Annotated in this window: 15 protein-coding genes and 2 pseudogenes; 10 read left to right on the top strand and 7 right to left on the bottom strand. The window is 65.0% G+C overall.

Annotated elements, in window-relative coordinates; genetic code table 11:
- Window positions 1-164 precede the first annotated feature (164 nt).
- The 5 genes from C0Z16_RS05685 to C0Z16_RS05665 all read left to right on the top strand — a co-directional run bounded on the left by C0Z16_RS05685 (window position 165) and on the right by C0Z16_RS05665 (window position 3,841).
- On the top strand, window positions 165-641 hold the full coding sequence (locus C0Z16_RS05685) for a CreA family protein (protein ID WP_102631208.1): 477 nt from the start codon (window positions 165-167) through the stop codon (window positions 639-641).
- 119 nt (window positions 642-760) lie between these two features.
- Complete coding sequence (locus C0Z16_RS05680) at window positions 761-1,591, top strand: helix-turn-helix transcriptional regulator (protein WP_102631207.1); 831 nt, start codon at window positions 761-763, stop codon at window positions 1,589-1,591.
- Between the two features lie 69 nt (window positions 1,592-1,660).
- Entirely contained in the window at window positions 1,661-2,422 is a 762-nt protein-coding gene (locus tag C0Z16_RS05675) for an AzlC family ABC transporter permease (RefSeq protein WP_102631206.1), read from the top strand.
- Window positions 2,419-2,748: an AzlD domain-containing protein gene (locus C0Z16_RS05670; protein ID WP_102631205.1), complete on the top strand. Its 330-nt coding sequence runs from the start codon at window positions 2,419-2,421 to the stop codon at window positions 2,746-2,748. The genes C0Z16_RS05675 and C0Z16_RS05670 overlap by 4 nt, the downstream gene beginning before the upstream one ends.
- Before the next feature lie 325 nt (window positions 2,749-3,073).
- A complete protein-coding gene (locus tag C0Z16_RS05665; protein ID WP_102631204.1) occupies window positions 3,074-3,841 on the top strand; it encodes a DUF4088 family protein in 768 nt (255 codons plus the stop codon).
- Window positions 3,842-3,894: 53 nt separating this feature from the next.
- Here C0Z16_RS05665 and C0Z16_RS05660 read toward each other — a convergent pair whose 3' ends face one another.
- From C0Z16_RS05660 to C0Z16_RS05650, 3 genes and pseudogenes are all read right to left on the bottom strand, one after another.
- On the bottom strand, window positions 3,895-6,024 hold the full coding sequence (locus tag C0Z16_RS05660) for an ATP-dependent helicase (protein ID WP_102631203.1): 2,130 nt from the start codon (window positions 6,022-6,024) through the stop codon (window positions 3,895-3,897).
- Window positions 6,025-6,271: 247 nt separating this feature from the next.
- Window positions 6,272-6,525 (bottom strand): annotated as a pseudogene (locus C0Z16_RS05655) (hypothetical protein).
- Window positions 6,526-6,643: 118 nt separating this feature from the next.
- A complete protein-coding gene (locus tag C0Z16_RS05650) occupies window positions 6,644-7,126 on the bottom strand; it encodes a hypothetical protein (RefSeq protein WP_102631202.1) in 483 nt (160 codons plus the stop codon).
- A gap of 315 nt (window positions 7,127-7,441) precedes the next feature.
- Between C0Z16_RS05650 and C0Z16_RS05645 the strand changes: the two genes are divergently transcribed.
- From C0Z16_RS05645 to fumC, 5 genes and pseudogenes are all read left to right on the top strand, one after another.
- Window positions 7,442-7,660: an RNA-binding S4 domain-containing protein gene (locus tag C0Z16_RS05645; RefSeq protein WP_011489423.1), complete on the top strand. Its 219-nt coding sequence runs from the start codon at window positions 7,442-7,444 to the stop codon at window positions 7,658-7,660.
- A 301-nt stretch (window positions 7,661-7,961) separates the two neighbouring features.
- A complete protein-coding gene (locus tag C0Z16_RS05640) occupies window positions 7,962-9,374 on the top strand; it encodes an MATE family efflux transporter (protein WP_102631201.1) in 1,413 nt (470 codons plus the stop codon).
- Window positions 9,375-9,461: 87 nt separating this feature from the next.
- Window positions 9,462-10,419, top strand: a pseudogene (gene panS, locus C0Z16_RS05635) (ketopantoate/pantoate/pantothenate transporter PanS).
- Window positions 10,420-10,781: 362 nt separating this feature from the next.
- Complete coding sequence (locus tag C0Z16_RS05630) at window positions 10,782-12,332, top strand: phospholipase D family protein (RefSeq protein ID WP_102631200.1); 1,551 nt, start codon at window positions 10,782-10,784, stop codon at window positions 12,330-12,332.
- A 14-nt stretch (window positions 12,333-12,346) separates the two neighbouring features.
- A complete protein-coding gene (gene fumC / locus C0Z16_RS05625; protein ID WP_102631199.1) occupies window positions 12,347-13,747 on the top strand; it encodes a class II fumarate hydratase in 1,401 nt (466 codons plus the stop codon).
- Window positions 13,748-13,957: 210 nt separating this feature from the next.
- Here fumC and C0Z16_RS05620 read toward each other — a convergent pair whose 3' ends face one another.
- The 4 genes from C0Z16_RS05620 to C0Z16_RS38075 all read right to left on the bottom strand — a co-directional run bounded on the left by C0Z16_RS05620 (window position 13,958) and on the right by C0Z16_RS38075 (window position 17,389).
- Window positions 13,958-14,464, bottom strand: coding sequence for an acyl-CoA thioesterase (locus tag C0Z16_RS05620; protein WP_102631198.1), 507 nt, complete (start codon window positions 14,462-14,464; stop codon window positions 13,958-13,960).
- Between the two features lie 227 nt (window positions 14,465-14,691).
- Complete coding sequence (locus C0Z16_RS05615) at window positions 14,692-15,804, bottom strand: GlxA family transcriptional regulator (protein ID WP_102631197.1); 1,113 nt, start codon at window positions 15,802-15,804, stop codon at window positions 14,692-14,694.
- Window positions 15,804-17,117, bottom strand: coding sequence for an MFS transporter (locus C0Z16_RS05610; RefSeq protein ID WP_244201185.1), 1,314 nt, complete (start codon window positions 17,115-17,117; stop codon window positions 15,804-15,806). The genes C0Z16_RS05615 and C0Z16_RS05610 overlap by 1 nt, the downstream gene beginning before the upstream one ends.
- Window positions 17,118-17,251: 134 nt before the next feature.
- The gene (locus C0Z16_RS38075; RefSeq protein ID WP_167403486.1) at window positions 17,252-17,389 is read right to left on the bottom strand and encodes a hypothetical protein; all 138 of its coding nucleotides are present in this window, start codon (window positions 17,387-17,389) and stop codon (window positions 17,252-17,254) included.
- Between the last annotated feature and the right edge of the window lie 76 nt (window positions 17,390-17,465).

The raw sequence follows: 17,465 nt of genomic DNA, 5'->3' as shown, positions 1-17,465 counted from the left end.
ATTCGTGCGGGCCTTTTTGTTTTGGCTCGTTTACGGCAGTTTTCGCGGCGCTCATCTGCCAGCGGCATTGTCGATCATCTCCCGAATCCTTCGCCGGTATACGATGACGGCTTTCCGGCGCGCGCACCGCGCGCCCAACGCACCCTGCTCAATCGGGCAATCTTATGAAACCCACCTCATTGCGCCTCGCGCTTGCAGTCTGCGCCGCTCTCCTCGTACCGTGTGCGCACAGCGAAGAAGTCGGCAGCGTCAATACGAACTTTCATATCACGGGTTCCGACCGGGTTGTCGTCGAGGCCTATGACGATCCTCTTGTGCAAGGCGTGACATGCTACGTGTCGCGTGCGCGGACCGGTGGCGTGAAGGGCACGCTGGGAATCGCCGAAGATCCCACCGAGGCGTCGATCGCGTGCCGTCAGGTCGGCGCGATTCATTTCACGGGTCCGCTGAAGCAGCAAGCCGATGTGTTCTCGGTGAGCATGTCGTTGATCTTCAAGGCGTTACACGTGGTGCGCGTGGTCGATACCAAGCGCAATGCGCTCGTGTATCTCACCTACAGCGACCGGGTCGTCAGCGGCAGCGCGAAAAACAGCGTTAGTGCCGTACCGATGCCGGCCGGCACGACCATCCCGGTCAAGTGAGCCGCGTCCTACGAAAAAGCGCATTGAGCAAGGTATTGAACAATGCGCGGACGAGGCGCGCCGATGCGCCCGCAGCCGCCAAGCCGCGCTAAACTGAGTGGCTGTGTCAGAGCGATTCCATGACCGCCGCCCACCGTTTCCACGACTCCGCCCGTTATTGGCGCACGCCGCTTTTGCCCGGCGCGGATCTGCTCACGGCCGAATATCACGATCACGAGTTCGCGCCGCATTGGCACGACGCCTACACGATTCCGGTGATCGTCGCGGGCGCGGAGGGTTATCGGTATCGCGGTTCGGACTATGTCGCGGAAGCCGGCAGCGTGCCGATCATCAACCCCGGCGAGTTGCACACGGGTTCGAAGGCGGTCGAGGCCGGCTGGCGGTATCGCGTGATGTACGCGCCCGTGCAATTCATCCACGAACTCGCCGATGAGGTCGCCGGCAAGCGCCAAGGCTCACCGTGGTTCGCGCCCGGCGTGATTCGCGATCCCGATCTGGCCGCTCGGCTCGCTAACGCACATCGTCTGCTCGAAGCCGGCGGCAACGCGCTCGCCGCCGAAGCCGCCATGCTCGACGCGCTGTCCACGCTGCTCGTGCGCTACGCACAGACACAGCCGGAGCCTTTTCGCCTGGTACCCGACGACGCCCGCGTCGACGTCATGAAAGAACGTCTGACGGGCAATCTGCTCGAGCCAGTTACGCTCGCCGAAGTGGCGCGGGCGGCAGGACTTTCCCCGTTTCACGCAGCGCGCCTTTTCAACCGCGCGACGGGACTGCCGCCTCATGCATGGCGCAATCAGGTGCGCCTGCAACGCGCGCTCGCGCCGTTGCGCGCAGGTGTCCCGGTAACGGACGTCGCGGCCGCCAGCGGCTTCACGGATCAGAGTCATTTCACGCGGCATTTCCGACGCATGTTCGGCGTTCCGCCGGGACGCTGGCAGGGACCTTGACGGTCCGCAAGAACGTACAAGCCGCGCCCAGCTTCGCCCGCTATGCTTCCCCGCTCAAGGAGGCAAGTTTTGACCCACTCACGCACCGGCCAATCCGCCCAGACAGGCCATTTAAAGGAATTCACCGCGGGCGCCCGCGACATCATCTCGATGATGGTCGGCTCAGCGCCCTTCGGTGTCATCTTCGGAACGCTCGTCGCGTCGGGCCCGTTGCACTTGTGGCATGGCCAGTTGATGTCGCTGGTCGTGTTCGCCGGCTCGGCGCAGTTCATCGCGCTCGGGCTGATCGCCGGTCACGCGAGTTTCGCCGTGATATGGGCCACGACGCTCGTCGTCAATCTGCGCCACGTTTTGTACAGCGCGACGCTCGCGCCGCACGTCGCGCATCTGCCGGCGCGCTGGCGCTGGGCGCTCGGCGCGCTGCTCACCGACGAAGTGTTCGCGGTTGCCTGGGAGCACTATCGGAACCGTGAGCCAGGCACCGTCGGCCCGCATTACTTCTTCGGCGCCGGTTTGGCGATGTACATGAACTGGCAGCTCTGGACCGTCGCCGGCTTGCTGTTCGGCGCGGCCTTTCCGGGGCTGCAATCGCTCGGACTCGATTTCGCGATGGTCGCCACCTTCATTGCGATCGTCGTGCCGCAACTCGTGGCCTTGCGCTACATCGCGGCGGCCGCGACCGCCGGCGCGCTGGCCTTTTTCTGGCAGGCCTGGCCGTACAAGCTGGGCTTGCTCGGCGCAGTGTTCGTGGGCGTCGCCGTGGGTGTCCTGCTTTCCACGTCCGGGCTCGGCTTGCGGCGGGCCCGCCAGTCGGCGGAGGGATCGCGATGAACTACGTCGTTCTGATACTCGGCATGGCGCTCATCACGTGGGTGATCCGCGCCGCCGTCTTCGTGCTCGGCGACCGGCTGGTGTTTCCGCCGCTCGTGCGCACCGCCCTCGGCTTCGTGCCGGTCACCGTGCTGACGGCGATCATCGTGCCGATGACCGTCTCGCCGCATGGCGCGGACGTCGGCGCCGAGTTGAGCTGGCGCAACCCGCAACTGGTCGGCGCGCTGGCCGCCGTCGTGACCAGCGCGCTGACGCGACGGCCGCTCGTCACCATCGGGGTCGGCCTGACCGTGTTTTTCGTCTGGCAATGCGTGGTGCTCAGATAAGGGCTCAGGCAGATGCTCACGTAAGGACTCACTCACGCGCTCCACCGCCGCAGCGGCTGCATCCGCGAAGGTTCGGCAGCTGCGGCGTACATCCGCGAGCCCGGCGAGGCACAGCTCTAAAGCCGCGTCCAGGCCGAGAAAACCCTTAAGTTTCCCGTCAATCCGCCGATATGCAGTCGAGGTCCGCTCATCGGGATACGTCCCGCCAATGACGCGGCAACAGGCTGGAATCAGACGCGCAGCCAGCAGGCGTTGAGTCTTCCCAGGTCAACTAGCGGCCGGAGAACACGACGAGGCCGCGCGGCAGGACCAAACGGGATATCACATGGGTCAAATCACCCTCACGCTCAAGGACGAGACCATTGCGACGCTGCGCAAGGACTTCGACGCTTTTCTGCGGGTATCGCTGAAGCTCGATCCGCAGTTCGCAACGCCGTCTTTCGAGGACTTTTTGCGCGCCAAGCTGCTCGACAACATGGTACCGTTGACCGAACACGCGGTTCAGCGGATGTTGCAAGGCGGCCAGTACGCATGGGCGAAACGCACACTGGACAAGGAGTTCCCGGACGTCGTCGCGATTCTGATGCAGCAGGCGGGCGAGTTCGGCTTCGGCTTCGCGGCCCGCTCGGAATGGACGCCGGAAGAGCTGGCCAAGCAATGCCGCGACTGGGCGGCGGCGATCGTCAAGGAAGCGGAAGGCGACGCCGTGCTGGTCGACCCGCTCGCGGCGCAGATCAAGGGCGCGGTGCAAGACATTCAGGCGCTCGAGGAAATCATGCAGACGCCGGCATGGCGGCTCGTCGAATCGCTGCGTCAGCGCGTGTATGAGGCAAAGGTGGCGTGCGAAACGAACGTCGGCAGCATTGCGCGCGAAAAGCTCGGCGAACTGCGCGGGCTGTTGCGCCTGGGCATTTCACACGGCTCGTTCCAGAAGCAGGAAGCGCAACAGATCATGGAATATCTGCGCCTGCTCAAGCCGGAAATTTTCGTCGAAGAACCATACGATGTGTTCTCGCGGATGGCGGCATGGCTGCGCAATTTCTTCGTGCCGCCGCGCCCGGCCCCGCAACAGCAGCAACGGCAGTCGCGCTAGCCGCTTCACAGCGCGCGGCCGGTCGCCTTCTGAGCGGGCCGCGAGCGGCCCGCTCAATCCCACATCTTCCTGAGCCGCGCTCCGATTTCAATCTTCGCCTGCGCTGCCGCGGCTAGCCCCGCCGCCGTCGGCGCACTCGGCACCGGCACGCGCGGCCACGCATAGGCGTCGAACAGCGGCATCAGATGCGCGGGGATAAAGCGCGTGCGCGACGCCCACACGTGACGGTCGCCCATATGCGCCTGGTTATGCACGTAGAAGCGCTGCGGCACGACGATATGCAGGTCTTCCTTCGCGCGCGTCATCGCCACGTAGAGCAGGCGGCGCTCCTCGTCGATTTCCTCTTCGCTGCCCGTGCCCAGATCCGACGGGATGCAGCCGTCGACGCCATTCAGCACGAACACGTTGCGCCACTCCTGTCCCTTCGCCGAATGGATGGTGGACAGGATCAGATAGTCCTCGTCGATGAGCGGGACGCCGGATTCGTCGCTAGTGGCGTCGGGCGGATCGAGCGTCAGCTCGGTCAAAAAGCGCTCGCGCGACGCATACGTACCCGCGATGCTTTCCATCTGCAGCACGTCGGCGTGACGGACGGCGGCGTCTTCATGATTGCGCTCCAGGTGCGGCTCGTACCAGCGCCGCACCATCTCGAACTCGGCGGGCCACGGCGTCTGCCGCCCATACACGCTCGACATCAGCTTGACGAACGGATGCCAGTCCTCCTGCGCGCGAGCCGGCGGCGCAAAGGCGGCGAGCGCGCCGCCTGCGGTATCGGCGGGATTGCCGGCGCCCGCGCGCGCCACGATGTCGTCGAGGACTTTCGCGGCAGTAGCCGGACCGACGCCGGGCAGCAGCTGCACGACGCGAAAACCGGCCACGCGGTCGCGCGGATTCTCGGCCCAGCGCAGCACAGCGAGCACGTCTTTTACGTGGACAGAATCGAGAAACTTCAGGCCGCCGAACTTCACGAACGGAATGTTGCGCCGCGTGAGTTCGATTTCGAGCGCGGCGCTGTGGTGCGCGGCGCGAAACAGCACCGCCTGGGACTTCAGCTTCATGCCCTGCTCGCGCGCTTCGAGCACCTGCTCGACGACGTACCGCGCCTGGTCGGCCTCGTCGGCGACCGTCACGAGACGCGGCCGTTGCGCCGACGCTTTGTCGGTCCACAGATTCTTCGTGTAGCGCTCGCTGGCCAGTTCGATCACCGCGTTCGACGCAGCCAGGATCGGTTCAGTCGAGCGGTAATTGCGTTCCAGCGTGACCTGGGTGGCCGGCGGATCGAATTGCGCGGGAAAGTCGAGAATGTTGCGCACGGTCGCGCCGCGAAACGAATAGATGGACTGCGCGTCGTCGCCGACCACGGTCAGGCCGCGGCCATCCGGCTTCAGCGCGAGCAGGATCGACGCCTGCAAGCGGTTGGTGTCCTGATATTCGTCGACCAGTACGTGATCGAAGCGCCCCGACAGATCGGCCGCGATAGCCGGCTCGGCGCCCATATGCGACCAGTAAAGCAGCAGGTCGTCGTAATCGAGCACGCTCTGCTTCTGCTTGGCGTCGACGTACGCGGCGAACAGCATCCGCAGATCGGCCTCCCACTCGCGGCACCACGGGAACGCGCTATCGAGCACCTGGCCGAGCGACGCGCCGGTGTTCACGACGCGCGAGTAGGTCGCAAAGCATGTGCCTTTTGCCGGAAAGCGCCGCTCTTTCGCGGACAAGCCGAGTTCGTGGCGCACCAGATTCATCAGGTCGGCGGAATCTTCGCGGTCGTTGATCGTGAAGGCGGGCGCGAGGCCGATAAGCTCGGCGTATTCGCGCAACAGCCGCGCGCCGACGCTATGGAAAGTGCCCGACCACGTCAGTCCTTGCGCGAGCGCGGCGCGCGCGCCGAGCGCCGCGCTCGCGATGCGTGTGACGCGACGGGTCATCTCCAGTGCCGCGCGGCGCGAAAACGTCAGCAGGAGAATCCGGCGTGGATCGGCGCCCTTCACTACCAGGTTGGCGACCCGGTGCGCGAGCGTGTTCGTCTTGCCGGAGCCCGCGCCCGCGATGACCAGCAACGCGCCGGGCGGCGCATGAGGCGTGTCGGCACCATATTCGACGGCCTCGCGCTGAGCGTCATTGAGCTTCGCGAGCCAGGCGGCGGCATCGGACGGCGGCGGGGATTCGGCGACGGAAAGCACGGTCGTTGTTCAGGGCGTTGGATGGATCGGGAACGGCGACGCATACTGTATATCCATACAACCCGAGCGCACAAGCGACCCTTTTAACGACAGCATCGGTCGCGTCGCTCGGTACCCAGACCTGCCACCAGTTCGGTAGCCACTCGGTGGCCATACTCAGCCCGTCAAAAACAACGGCCCGTGCGCATTTGCGAACGGGCCGTTGTTGTCGAACAAGACTCGCTTGCTTTGCGCCAGAAGCCTGAGGCTACTGCTTCTTCGCGTCCTTCAGATTGGCCTCGGCGTTCGCCTTGTCGGCTTCGGCCTGGGCCTCGGTTTTTTCTTGTCGGCCTTGGCTTGCGCCACAGCTGCTTTCTTGTCCGCGTTCGCCTGTTCCTTCGCTGCCTTCTTGTCGGCGTGCGTAACAGGCGCAGCGGCGGGATCGGTTGCCTGCGCGAACGCGGCCGACGACAGGCAACCCGCGATCAGCGCCGCGCAAACCCGGCCCGTGGTAGTCGCCATCATGGACTTCGTAGATCGAGTGATACGAGTGACAGTCATGCGATACCTCCTTACGTAAGGCCAAATCGAACCGTCAGCCCGATGGCCCGGGCTTCAAAGCCCGGGCTCGAACCGACGATTAATGCTTGACCTCGCCGTCGGCTTGTTCGCCGGCCTGGCCCTGCATATTCATCTTCATTTCATTGTTGGCGGCCTGCTTATCCGCCTTCCTGTTGATGCTGGCGTCGCGCACCTCCTCCTTGTATTCGGACCTGGCGGCCTTCTGCTGCGCCTTCAGTTCAGCCTTGGATGCCTTCTTCGACGCGCGATACTCGGCGTTGGCCTTCGCATTGGCTTCACGCTTTTGCACCAGCGGATCGGTGGAGCCGGAAGCCGTCAGACGGGCCGGCGCCGGTGTCACAGGCTGCACGCCCTGCGCGGCGGGAGCTGCCGGCGCGACGTCGGCGCCCGGCGTTTGAATTTGCGTCTGGACCTGTGCTTGCGTGCCGGCGCCGACAGCCGGCTGGGCCGTCTGCGGCATCTGCGTGGTTTGCGCCACAGCCGCGGTGGTGGCAAATGCGGTCAAGGCGGTACCGATCAGGAGCGTACGAATATGGGTCATGGCAAATACCTCTCTCTAAAGTTGTTGTGACGCGGTCGGGTCGTCCGGCATCGCGCTGCGGCGCATGGTGGACGCCTATCCGGTCTGCTCACAGCTGAACATGATCCGGCAAGCTTTCCTACAGAGACGGACTTTACGAGTGAAGTCCTTGCGTGGCGACCGGTGTTACGCGACATTTCACTTTCTGACAAGCACATAACAACTGCTTGCATTCGCTTGCGAGGCGTCCGCGAATACCGGAGTGAGACGCCGCGCCTTCTTCGGAGCAAGCTTGTGGCTTATGATGCGAACCCTTTGCCTGAAGGCGCAAACCCCATGCCAAACCTCGATTTCACGCTCACCGGCGACTATGTCGAACTCCACAATCTCCTGAAGATAACGGGGCTCGCGGACAGTGGTGGCTCGGCAAAAATGATGGTGGCCGACGGCGCGGTGACCGTGGATGGCCGCGTCGAAACGCGTAAGACGTGCAAGATCCGCGCGGGGCAGGTGGTGCTGCTCGGCGATACACGGATTGCCGTCCACGAAGCCTGACCCGCGCCGCTCTCCGAACCACGAGAATCCGCAGCAGGAGCGCGCACCAAAAACGTGCTTCTGCCATCGACATTGCCGCGGTCACGCAATAAGCTGTCAGTTCTCCCTGACAAACCATTGGCTGACATCGCCGGCTGCCGGCTCGGCGAGAAATTCGCGCTAAGCGCGCTACCTCGCGCCATCGTGAGGCCCGCGAGCCGCCGCATCGGGCCGCGCCCGCGTCTGTCGCGCCTGGCATGCCTCTCGCGCCTGTCGCAGCGGCCGTCACGATGTCGCCATTCCGTCAACTAGCACGCGCTCCATGACTCAATCCGGCTTCACCCGGGTGGCCACCCGTCCGCCGACTTTATCCCGCCACGCCGCCGACACCGCCCGGCTCGCGGCGCCGCTCGCCATCGCGCAACTGTCGCAAATGGCGATGGGCGTCACCGACACGATCCTGCTCGGCTCCCTCGGCCCCGACGCGCTCGCGGCTGGTGGTCTGGGCGCCAATCTGTTCTTCGTCGTCGTAACGCTGCTTCAGGGCGTGCTGACGTCCGTCAGCGTGAGCGTCTCGCATGCGCGCGGCGCGCAGGACGAAAGCCGCGTGCCGCACATTTACTGGACGGGCTTTGTGCTCTCGGTGCTGCTGTCGGTGCCGGCGTTCGCGCTGCTGTCGTTCGCGACGCCGATCCTGCTTGCGTTCGGCGAACCCGCGCTGCTCGCGCACAACGTCGGCGAATACGCGGCGGTGCTGCGCTGGGGCGCGCTCGGCAGCCTGATCGGCGTGGGCCTGATGCGTTCGTTTCTGCCAGCGATCGGCGCGGCGCGGCGGCTCCTCGGCGTGTCGCTTGCAAGCGTCGGCGTGAACGGCTTTCTGAACTACGGACTGATTCACGGCGCCTACGGCCTGCCGCGGCTCGGCTTTCTGGGCTCCGCGGCCGCGACTTCCATCACCGTTTGGCTCACCGCGCTCGTGCTGATGGCGCTTTTGCACCTGCGGCCGCGCTATCGCCACTTCGTTGTCGCCACGCGCCCCAATGTGCCGTTGATGGGCGAACTGTTCGGCATCGGCTGGCCGGTCGCGATCACCTACGGCGTCGAGTCCACGCTCTTTCTCGCGACCGGCCTGATGGTCGGCCTGCTCGGCGAGTCGCAACTGGCTGCGCATCAGATCGCGCTGAATGTCGCGTCGGTGGCGTTCATGGTGCCGCTCGCGATCGGCCAGGCGGCGAATGTGAGAGTCAGCTTCTGGTCCGGCGCGGGTCAGCCGCTCGCCGCGCGCCACGCGGGCTTCGTCGCGCTCGCGCTCGGCGTGGGCTTCATGACGCTGTCGGGGATCGTGCTGATTGCCGCGCCGCATTGGATCGTCGGCCTGTACTTGCATCTCGACGACCCGGCCAACGCGGCAACCGTGGCGCTCGCCAGTTCGCTGCTCGGCGTGGCCGCGATTTTCCAGATCGTCGACGGCATGCAGACGGTCGGCTCAGGCTGCCTGCGAGGCCTGAAAGACACCCGCATACCGATGATCGCCGCCGCGTTCGGCTACTGGGTGATCGGCTTTCCGACCGGCTATACGCTCGCGTTTCATTTCGGGCTCGGCGCTCGCGGGTTGTGGTGGGGACTCGCGGCTGGCCTCGCGAGTGTCGCGCTGCTGATGACGCTGCGCTTTCACAAGCTGAGCTTGCGGCGCGTGCCGGCGACGGCGGACGCGCCGCCTGCGGCGTCGGTTTGACCGCCGCCGCTCACCTGTCCGGCACTCGCTCCCGAGCGAAACTCGACCCTCGTTTCTCACCATAAACACAACCAGGGACGTTGCCTCATGCTTGCCCGCATCGCCCGTCTGTTCCCATTCTGGGCCGTGTTCGTTTCGGTCGCCGCATACTTCTTGCCGGCTTCGTTTGCCGGCATCGCTCCACACGTCACGACGCTACTCACCATCATCATGCTGGCGATGGGGGTCACGCCGTCCGTCGCTGACTTTCAGCGCGTCTTCACGCGACCCGCGCCCGTGATTGCGGGCATCGTGCTGCATTACCTCGTGATGCCGCTCGCCGCCTGGGTGATCGCGAAGGCGTTGCGCATGCCGCCCGATCTGACTGCCGGCATGGTGCTGGTCGGCAGCGTCGCAAGCGGCACGGCGTCGAACGTGATGATCTATCTGGCGCGCGGCGACGTCGCGTTGTCGGTGACGATCAGTGCGTTGTCCACGCTCGTTGGCGTGTTCGCGACGCCGCTGCTCACGCGTCTTTACGTTGACGCGTCGATTGCCGTCGACGTCCACGGCATGTTGATGAGCATCCTGCAGATCGTCGCGCTACCGATCGTCGTCGGCCTCGTGGTCAATCATGTGTTCGGCAAGGTAGTACGCAAGATCGAACCGGCGCTGCCGCTCGTTTCGATGGTCGCTATTGTGCTGATCATCGGCGCGGTGGTGGGCGGCACGCAAAAGAGCATCGCGTCCGTTGGTCTTGTGGTGATGCTCGGCGTGGTGCTGCATACAGGCATCGGCCTCGTCGGTGGCTATTGGGGCGGCCGTCTGCTCGGTTTCGACGAAGCCGTGTGCCGCACGCTCGCCATCGAAGTCGACATGCAGAACTCTGGGCTCGCCGCGACGCTCGGCAAGGTTGACTTCACGCCGATCGCCGCGTTGCCGGGCGCCTTTTTCGGTCTGGCACAACCTGTCGGGTTCGCTGCTCGCCGGATTCTGGGCCGGACGCCCGCCGAACGGCTCGACCCATGCCGACAGCGAACTTGTGCTGAACACTGAGCGCGTCTGACGGCTTTCGACCGCTCCCAACGGCGTCACGCTGCGGTGATTGCCACGGTGCCGGAACGGCAGCAGCACCTGTTCCATAGCCGACGTACCCGCTTGACGATTCATCGCACGAGAGCCAAGCGAGCCGTAAAACCAGCGACGCCGCCCTCATGCCGCGAGGGAGAGCCCAGCGGCCCGATTCCCCTTAGAATGGATTTCTCGGCAGCGCGCGCGCGAAAGCATCCGCGCTGCCGGGAAGAAGCCTGAACAATAAGGGGAAAGAGCGTGCAGTGGCATAGTAAACATCAGCAGACCGCGACGCAGCGAACGCGGGCAATCCGCTTCGCGAGACAATTCTTCCTGCTGTGCTGCGCCTCAGCACTTATGACCGCCTGCGCGGACAAACCGCCCGCTACCGCGTTCGACCGCCCGGTCACTCACGCGCTGCCCGCCACGGAAAACACGCCGCTTCGCGCGGCCCTTGAACCTCTTCAGGCCGCGCATCCCGGCGAGTCCGGCTTTCGCGTGCTCTCGAGCGGCACCGACGCATTGCAGATGCGCATTGCGCTCGCCCGTGCGGCGACGAAAACGCTCGACATGCAGTACTACATCGCCAACGAGGACACCACCGGCAAACTGCTGCTCGGCGCCGCGCTCTATGCGGCGGATCATGGCGTGCGCGTGCGCATGCTGGTCGACGACCTGAATTTCAAGGACATCGACAGCATCATGGCGGGCCTCAATTCACACAAGAACATCGAGATTCGCGTTTTCAATCCGTTCGGCAGCGCGCACGAAGACGTGTTCGAGCGCACCACGAACCTTTTCACGCAGATCGGCCACTTCACGCGCCGCATGCATAACAAGGCGATGATCGCGGACAACCAGGTGGCGATTATCGGCGGCCGCAATCTCGGCGACGAATACTTCAGCGCGAGCGAAGTGCTGCAATTCCGCGACATCGACGTGCTGGCCGCCGGCCCGATCACCGCCGACATCTCCGCAAGCTTCGACGAGTTCTGGAACAGCAAGGTCGCCTATCCGCTGCGCGCGCTGAACACCCAGAAGTTCGACGCGAAGGAACTCGACCAGACTCGCGACGATTTGCGTCAGCACTGGCGCACGAACGCCGATCCGTACAATGCCAGGCCGCTGAACGCGACACCACTCGCCGCGCAGATCGCGGCGAGGCAACTCGGCCTGACGTGGGCGCACGCGGAGTTCAAGGTGGACGAGCCGGAGAAGATAGAAAATCCGTCGCCGGATTACGTAAGTCCGCCGATGAAGCGGCTCGGCGAACTGATGAAAGATGCGCACAAGGATCTACTGGTCGTTTCGCCCTACTTCGTTCCGCACGATACGGGCGTCAAGGCGCTCGGCGCGCTCACGCACCGAGGCGTGCGCGTAGCTATCCTCACGAATTCGCTTGCCGCCACCGACGCGGTCGCCGTGCAAGCGGGCTATAGCCCGTTTCGCGTGCCGCTGCTGCAACAGGGCGTCGAGTTATATGAGTTCAGGCCGCGGCAGGAGACGCCGCCGGCGGGTTTCGCAGGATCGCGTTCGCGCGCGAGCCTGCATGCCAAGACCTATGTGATCGACCGGCGCATCCTGGTGATCGGCTCGATGAACCTTGATCCGCGCTCGACGCATCTGAATACCGAACTCGCGCTCGTGATTCACAGTCCGCAGCTCGCGGCGCAGGTCGCGGACATTTTCGATCGCGCCACGGCGCCGCAGGAAAGCTATCGCGTCACGCTCGCGGACGCGGCGCAGCTGGCCTATCTTCGTTCGATCGGTGCGCCGCTGTCGCCGCTCGTGTGGACCGATGTCGAAGACGGCACGCGCCGCACCTATATTTTCGATCCGCAGGCAGGGTTATACCGGAACGCCCTAACGGCGCTATTCTCCCTGTTGCCGGTCAACGCACAACTTTAAAGCGGAGTTGAACCATGACTGAAGACGTACGAATGGAGCGCGACACGTTCGGTGAAATCGCCGTGCCGAACGCTCGCCTATGGGGCGCGCAGACGCAGCGCTCGCTGCAGAATTTCCGCATTTCCACCGAGAAGCAATCGCCGGAACTGATCACCGCGCTCGCCGTGATCAAGCGCGCCGCGGCCGAGGTGAACCTGGGTCTCGGCGTGCTGGACGAAACGAAAGCCCGCGCGATCATGCAGGCAGCCGACGAGATCATCGACGGCAAGCATTCCGAAGAATTTCCGCTTGCGGTCTGGCAAACCGGCTCCGGCACGCAGACCAACATGAACCTGAACGAGGTGATCGCGAATCGCGCCAGCGAACTGCTCGGCGGCGAGCGCGGCGAAGCGCGCAAAGTGCATCCGAACGACGACGTGAATCGCGGCCAGTCGTCGAACGACGTGTTTCCCACGGCCATGCATGTGGCCGCCGCGTACGGCATCGTCAAGCATCTGCTGCCCGCGCTGAAGACGCTGCGCGACACGCTCGACGGCAAGGCCAAAGCCTTCGTCGATATCGTCAAGATCGGCCGCACACACTTGCAGGATGCAACGCCGCTCACGCTCGGCCAGGAGTTTTCAGGCTACGTCGCGCAACTCGATCATGGCGTTCGCCATGTGGAGTCGACACTACCGCATCTGTATGAACTCGCGCAGGGCGGCACGGCGGTCGGCACCGGTTTGAACGCGCATCCGCAGTTCGCGGAGAAGGTCGCGGCCGCGATCGCCAAGCTGAGCGGCGTGCCGTTCGTTTCCGCACCCAACAAATTCGAAGTAATGGCCGCGGCCGATGCGCTGGTGTTCGCCCATGGCGCGCTGAAGACGGTGGCTGCGAGCCTGAACAAGATCGCCAACGACATCCGCTGGCTCGCGAGCGGCCCGCGCTGCGGCCTCGGCGAGCTGTCGATTCCGGAGAACGAACCGGGCAGCTCGATCATGCCGGGCAAGGTCAATCCCACGCAGTCCGAAGCCTTGACGATGTTGTGTTCGCAAGTGTTCGGCAACGACGTCGCGGTGAATATCGGCGGCGCGAGCGGTAACTTCGAGCTCAACGTATTCCGGCCGATGATCGCGCACAACGTGCTGCAATCGATCCGCCTGCTCACCGACGGCGTTCATAGTTTCAACGAGAACTGTGCGGTCGGCATCGAGCCGAATCGCGAGCGCATCGACACGCTGCTCAACGAATCGCTCATGCTCGTGACGGCGCTCAATCCGCACATCGGCTATGACAAGGCCGCGCAGATCGCAAAGAAGGCGCACAAGGAAGGCACCACATTGAAGGCCGCGGCGCTTGCGCTCGGCTATGTGACCGAGCAGCAGTTCGACGAATGGGTGCGGCCGAACGACATGGTCGGACACTCGACGCCGTGAACGGCGCTTAGCCGCTCGGACGCTTCGCGACTTTGGGCGACTCGCGGTGAGTCGCCCGGTTTGATCCGATATCGGCAGCCGGGAGAATGCCCTCATCGGCCAGTGCTTCGCGGCGACTGCTTTCTGCGCTCTGCTTCGCGGCCACCGATTCGCCGGCTATGATTCGCCGCCTCCGTTCACCGCGCCCAGGTCAACGCCGGCAAGCGCCGCTCAGACCTTGCCCTGCGCCACTTCTTCGGGCTTCAGTTCGACGATCGCGTCGAGCGCTTCCTTGACGTCCATCGCGTACTTCGCGAGGCGTTTCTGTTCGTCGGTTTCCGGAACGAACGCGGGCACCGGCACCGGGTGCCCGTTCTCGTTGACCGCGACCATCACCACGAGACAATCGGTGGTTTGCAGCAACTCGCCGCCCTTCGGATCGCCGGCCTGCACCGACACATGAATGTGCATGCTGGTGCGGCCCGTCGTCACGACGCGCGCACGCAATTCGACGAGATTGCCGACCAGAATCGGTCGACGGAAACGGATATTGCCGACGCTGACCGTCACGCAATAGCGCCCCGACCACACCGCCGCGCAAGCATAGGCGGTTTCGTCGATCCACTTCATCAGCGCGCCGCCGTGCACCTTGCCGCCGAAGTTGACCGAGCTGGGTTCCGCTAGAAAACGGAAGGTGGTTTCGGAACGGTCCAGCGGCGCTGAGGGATGGGTGCTCATCTTGACTCCGGTCAATCGGATGCATTGAAAGGAGGCAATTATACGAGCGCAATATTGACGGCGTCGGCAATTGTCCGGCATGGCAGCGCGGAATGATTTGTCGGAATGGAGTGATTCTCGGGCGGCGCTGTCGTTCGGCGAGGGAAGTGGACGGCGTAGCAAATCTCGTCCCGTCACGGTGGCGTGCCAGCATTGCTCACCGCGGCGATTCTCCCACGCGCTCCCGTTCAGCGGGCCTGGTAGCCGGCGTCCACCATCGCATGGGCCCCGCTCGCGGACGGCGGCGCGACCGCCGACATGAACCGCTCGCGATAGTCGAGCGGCAGCACGCCGAAGCGCCGCACAAACGCCCGCCGCAAGTTCTGCTCGCTGCCGAAACCGCACTCGAGCGCGATCCGCTTGAGCGGCCGGCGCGATTCGGCCAGCGCCCGCGAAGCCGCTTCGAGCCGCAGCGCCGACACGGTCCTGGCCGGCGTGCGGCCCACTTCGTCGACATAACGGCGCGCGAAGGTCCGCGGCGTCATCCGCGCGCGCTCGGCGAGACGCTCGACCGAAAGGTCGTCGCGTAAATGTGCGGCCATCCAGCTATGCAAGGCCTCGAACGGCCCGCCCGCCGACGCCTGCGCCGCCAACGCCGCGCTGAACTGCGACTGGCCGCCCGGCCGCTTCATGAAGACGACGAGGCGCCGCGCGGCCTGCATCGCGACGGCATGACCGAGGTCTTCTTCGATCAGCGCCAGTGCGAGGTCGATGCCCGCCGTCACGCCTGCTGAAGTCCAGACCACGCCTTCGCCTTCGCCCTCGCTTCTCGCTCTGTCAAGGCTCGCATCGCGGATGAAGATCGGATCGGCATCCACCTGGACGTTGGGGAAACGGCGCGCGAGATGCGGCGCGTCGCGCCAGTGCGTGGTCGCGCGGCGGCCGTCCAGGAGCCCCGCCGCGGCCAGATAGAACGCGCCCGTGCAAACCGAGCACACGCGGCGTGCGCGCGGCGCATTGCGCCTGATCCACGCGACCAGCTCCGGCTGCAGCGTGCAATTCTCATCGACCGGAATGCCGGGCACGATGAGCGTGTCGATCGGCTCGGCGTCCAGCGAGTCGAGCCGTTCTGTCACGACCGGCAGGCCCGGAAAGGTCTGCAAGACACCACCTTCGATCGAGGCAACCGTCGTGCGGTAGGCCACCGGCCGCGTAGACGTAGGAGTAGACGAAGGCGTGGCCGCAGCAGAATCGCTCGCGGCCATCGTCAGTTCGGCGCGCCAGAACGCTTCGAGCGGGCCGCACGCGTCGAGCAATACAAGACCGGGCGCGACGGCAAACACGACATGACGCACGCTCATCACACAAGCCCTCCGGCCGCGCGCCGCTTCAACGACCACGCGTAGGCCAGCGTGGCGAGCGCCGCCGCGCCCAGCAGCGGGAAAATCGCCGCATTGATCGTCGCCCAGCCGAAGCGGGTCAACAATTGCCCGGCGAACAGGGAACCGAGTGCGGAACAGGCAAACGTCGTGAATTCGCTGGTGGCTTGTGTCTTGGCCCGCTCGGACGGCCTGTACGACTGCGCGAGCAGCGTCGAGCCGCCGACGAACATGAAATTCCAGCCGACGCCCAGGCACGCAAGCGCCGCGTAGAAATGCGGCAGATCGGTCGAACGCAACGCGAATACGCCGCACAGCGCCGACAGAACGATCCCCGCGCCGATCACCGGCAGCACGCCGAAGCGTTTGATGAGCCGCGCGGAAAACAGCGACGGCGCGAACATGCCGACCAGGTGCCACTGGATGATCGCCGCGCCGTCGCCGATGCTGTGCCCGCAAGCGACGGCCGCGATCGGCGTCGCCGTCATCACGAACGTCATCACGGCATAGCCGAGCGCGTTATTGGCAAGCGCCGCCGCGAAGATCGGCTGCCGGACGATTTCGCCGAGCGGCCGGGCGGCTTCGTGCGGTCTGGCCGCAGCCACGGCGGGCGTCACGTGGCGATAGAGCAGCATCAACAGAACAATCGACGCGAGTCCGAGTCCGGTGACGAGCGCGTACGACCCGGCAAAGGCCACTGGCGCGAGCCAGTCCTTGCTCCATGCGGCGAGAAGCGGGCCGCACACGGCCGCGACCACGCCGCCCGTGAGCACCGTCGAAATAGCGCGGCTTTTGCCTTCGAGGCCAACGGCGTCCGCCGCGGCGAGCCGGTAGTACTGGGCGAATGCCTGAAACACCCCGACCGTCGATGTGCCCGCACAAAACGCCCAGAAGTCGTGATGGAAGATCGCCCACACGGAAACCGCGCCGCCCAGCGCGCCGACGCCCGCGCCGAGCATGAAACCCGCGCGACGGCCGATGCGCGCCATCAGGAACGACGCGAAGATCGTCGTCAGCGCGGCGGCCACTGTGATCAGCGAGAAGGGCAGCGTCGCGAGCGCCTTGTCGTCGGCGAGCGTGTAGCCGACCAGACCAGTCAGCGTGAGATCGATCGACACCGACGACGTATACAGCGCCTGGCATACGGCGAGCACCCGCGCGGCGCGGCGGCTGTGAGGATCGGAGCCGTGCAGGTCTGACGGACGAGCTGAGAGCGTGGAAGCAGCGGCGGGAACGGAAGGCGCAGCGCCGGTAGAAACGCTGGAGATAGCGGTGGAGAAAGCGGCAGGCGGCATGCAATGTTCCGGGCGGCGAAAGTGGCGACGGCTTTATCGTCACATGGGTGCGCGTGGCAGCAATGCCAATGATGCATCGCTTTCTGCCAGTTGCCACTCTTCTTGTGAACCGCTCGACCGTCGAGTCGACGCGCTTACTTGTGGAACGTGACCCCTTCGTCGATCGTGCCGTACATGGTGATGCTGCCGGCGCCCGACGCGGAGCCGGCACCGCCCTGTGCGCAAGCGCCGAATAACAGGACAGATGCAAGGACGGCAAAAACAGTTTTCATGACTGCGTTTCCTGCGAAGACAGGCGTCGATTCTAGCCTGGCGTCGCAAGCGCACACAGAACCGACGCCCCGGGCC

It is taken from the genome of Paraburkholderia rhynchosiae (genome assembly GCF_002879865.1).
GTDB lineage: Bacteria > Pseudomonadota > Gammaproteobacteria > Burkholderiales > Burkholderiaceae > Paraburkholderia > Paraburkholderia rhynchosiae.
Note: the sequence above shows the minus strand (reverse complement) of the source record. Positions and strands in the feature narration are given on the sequence as shown.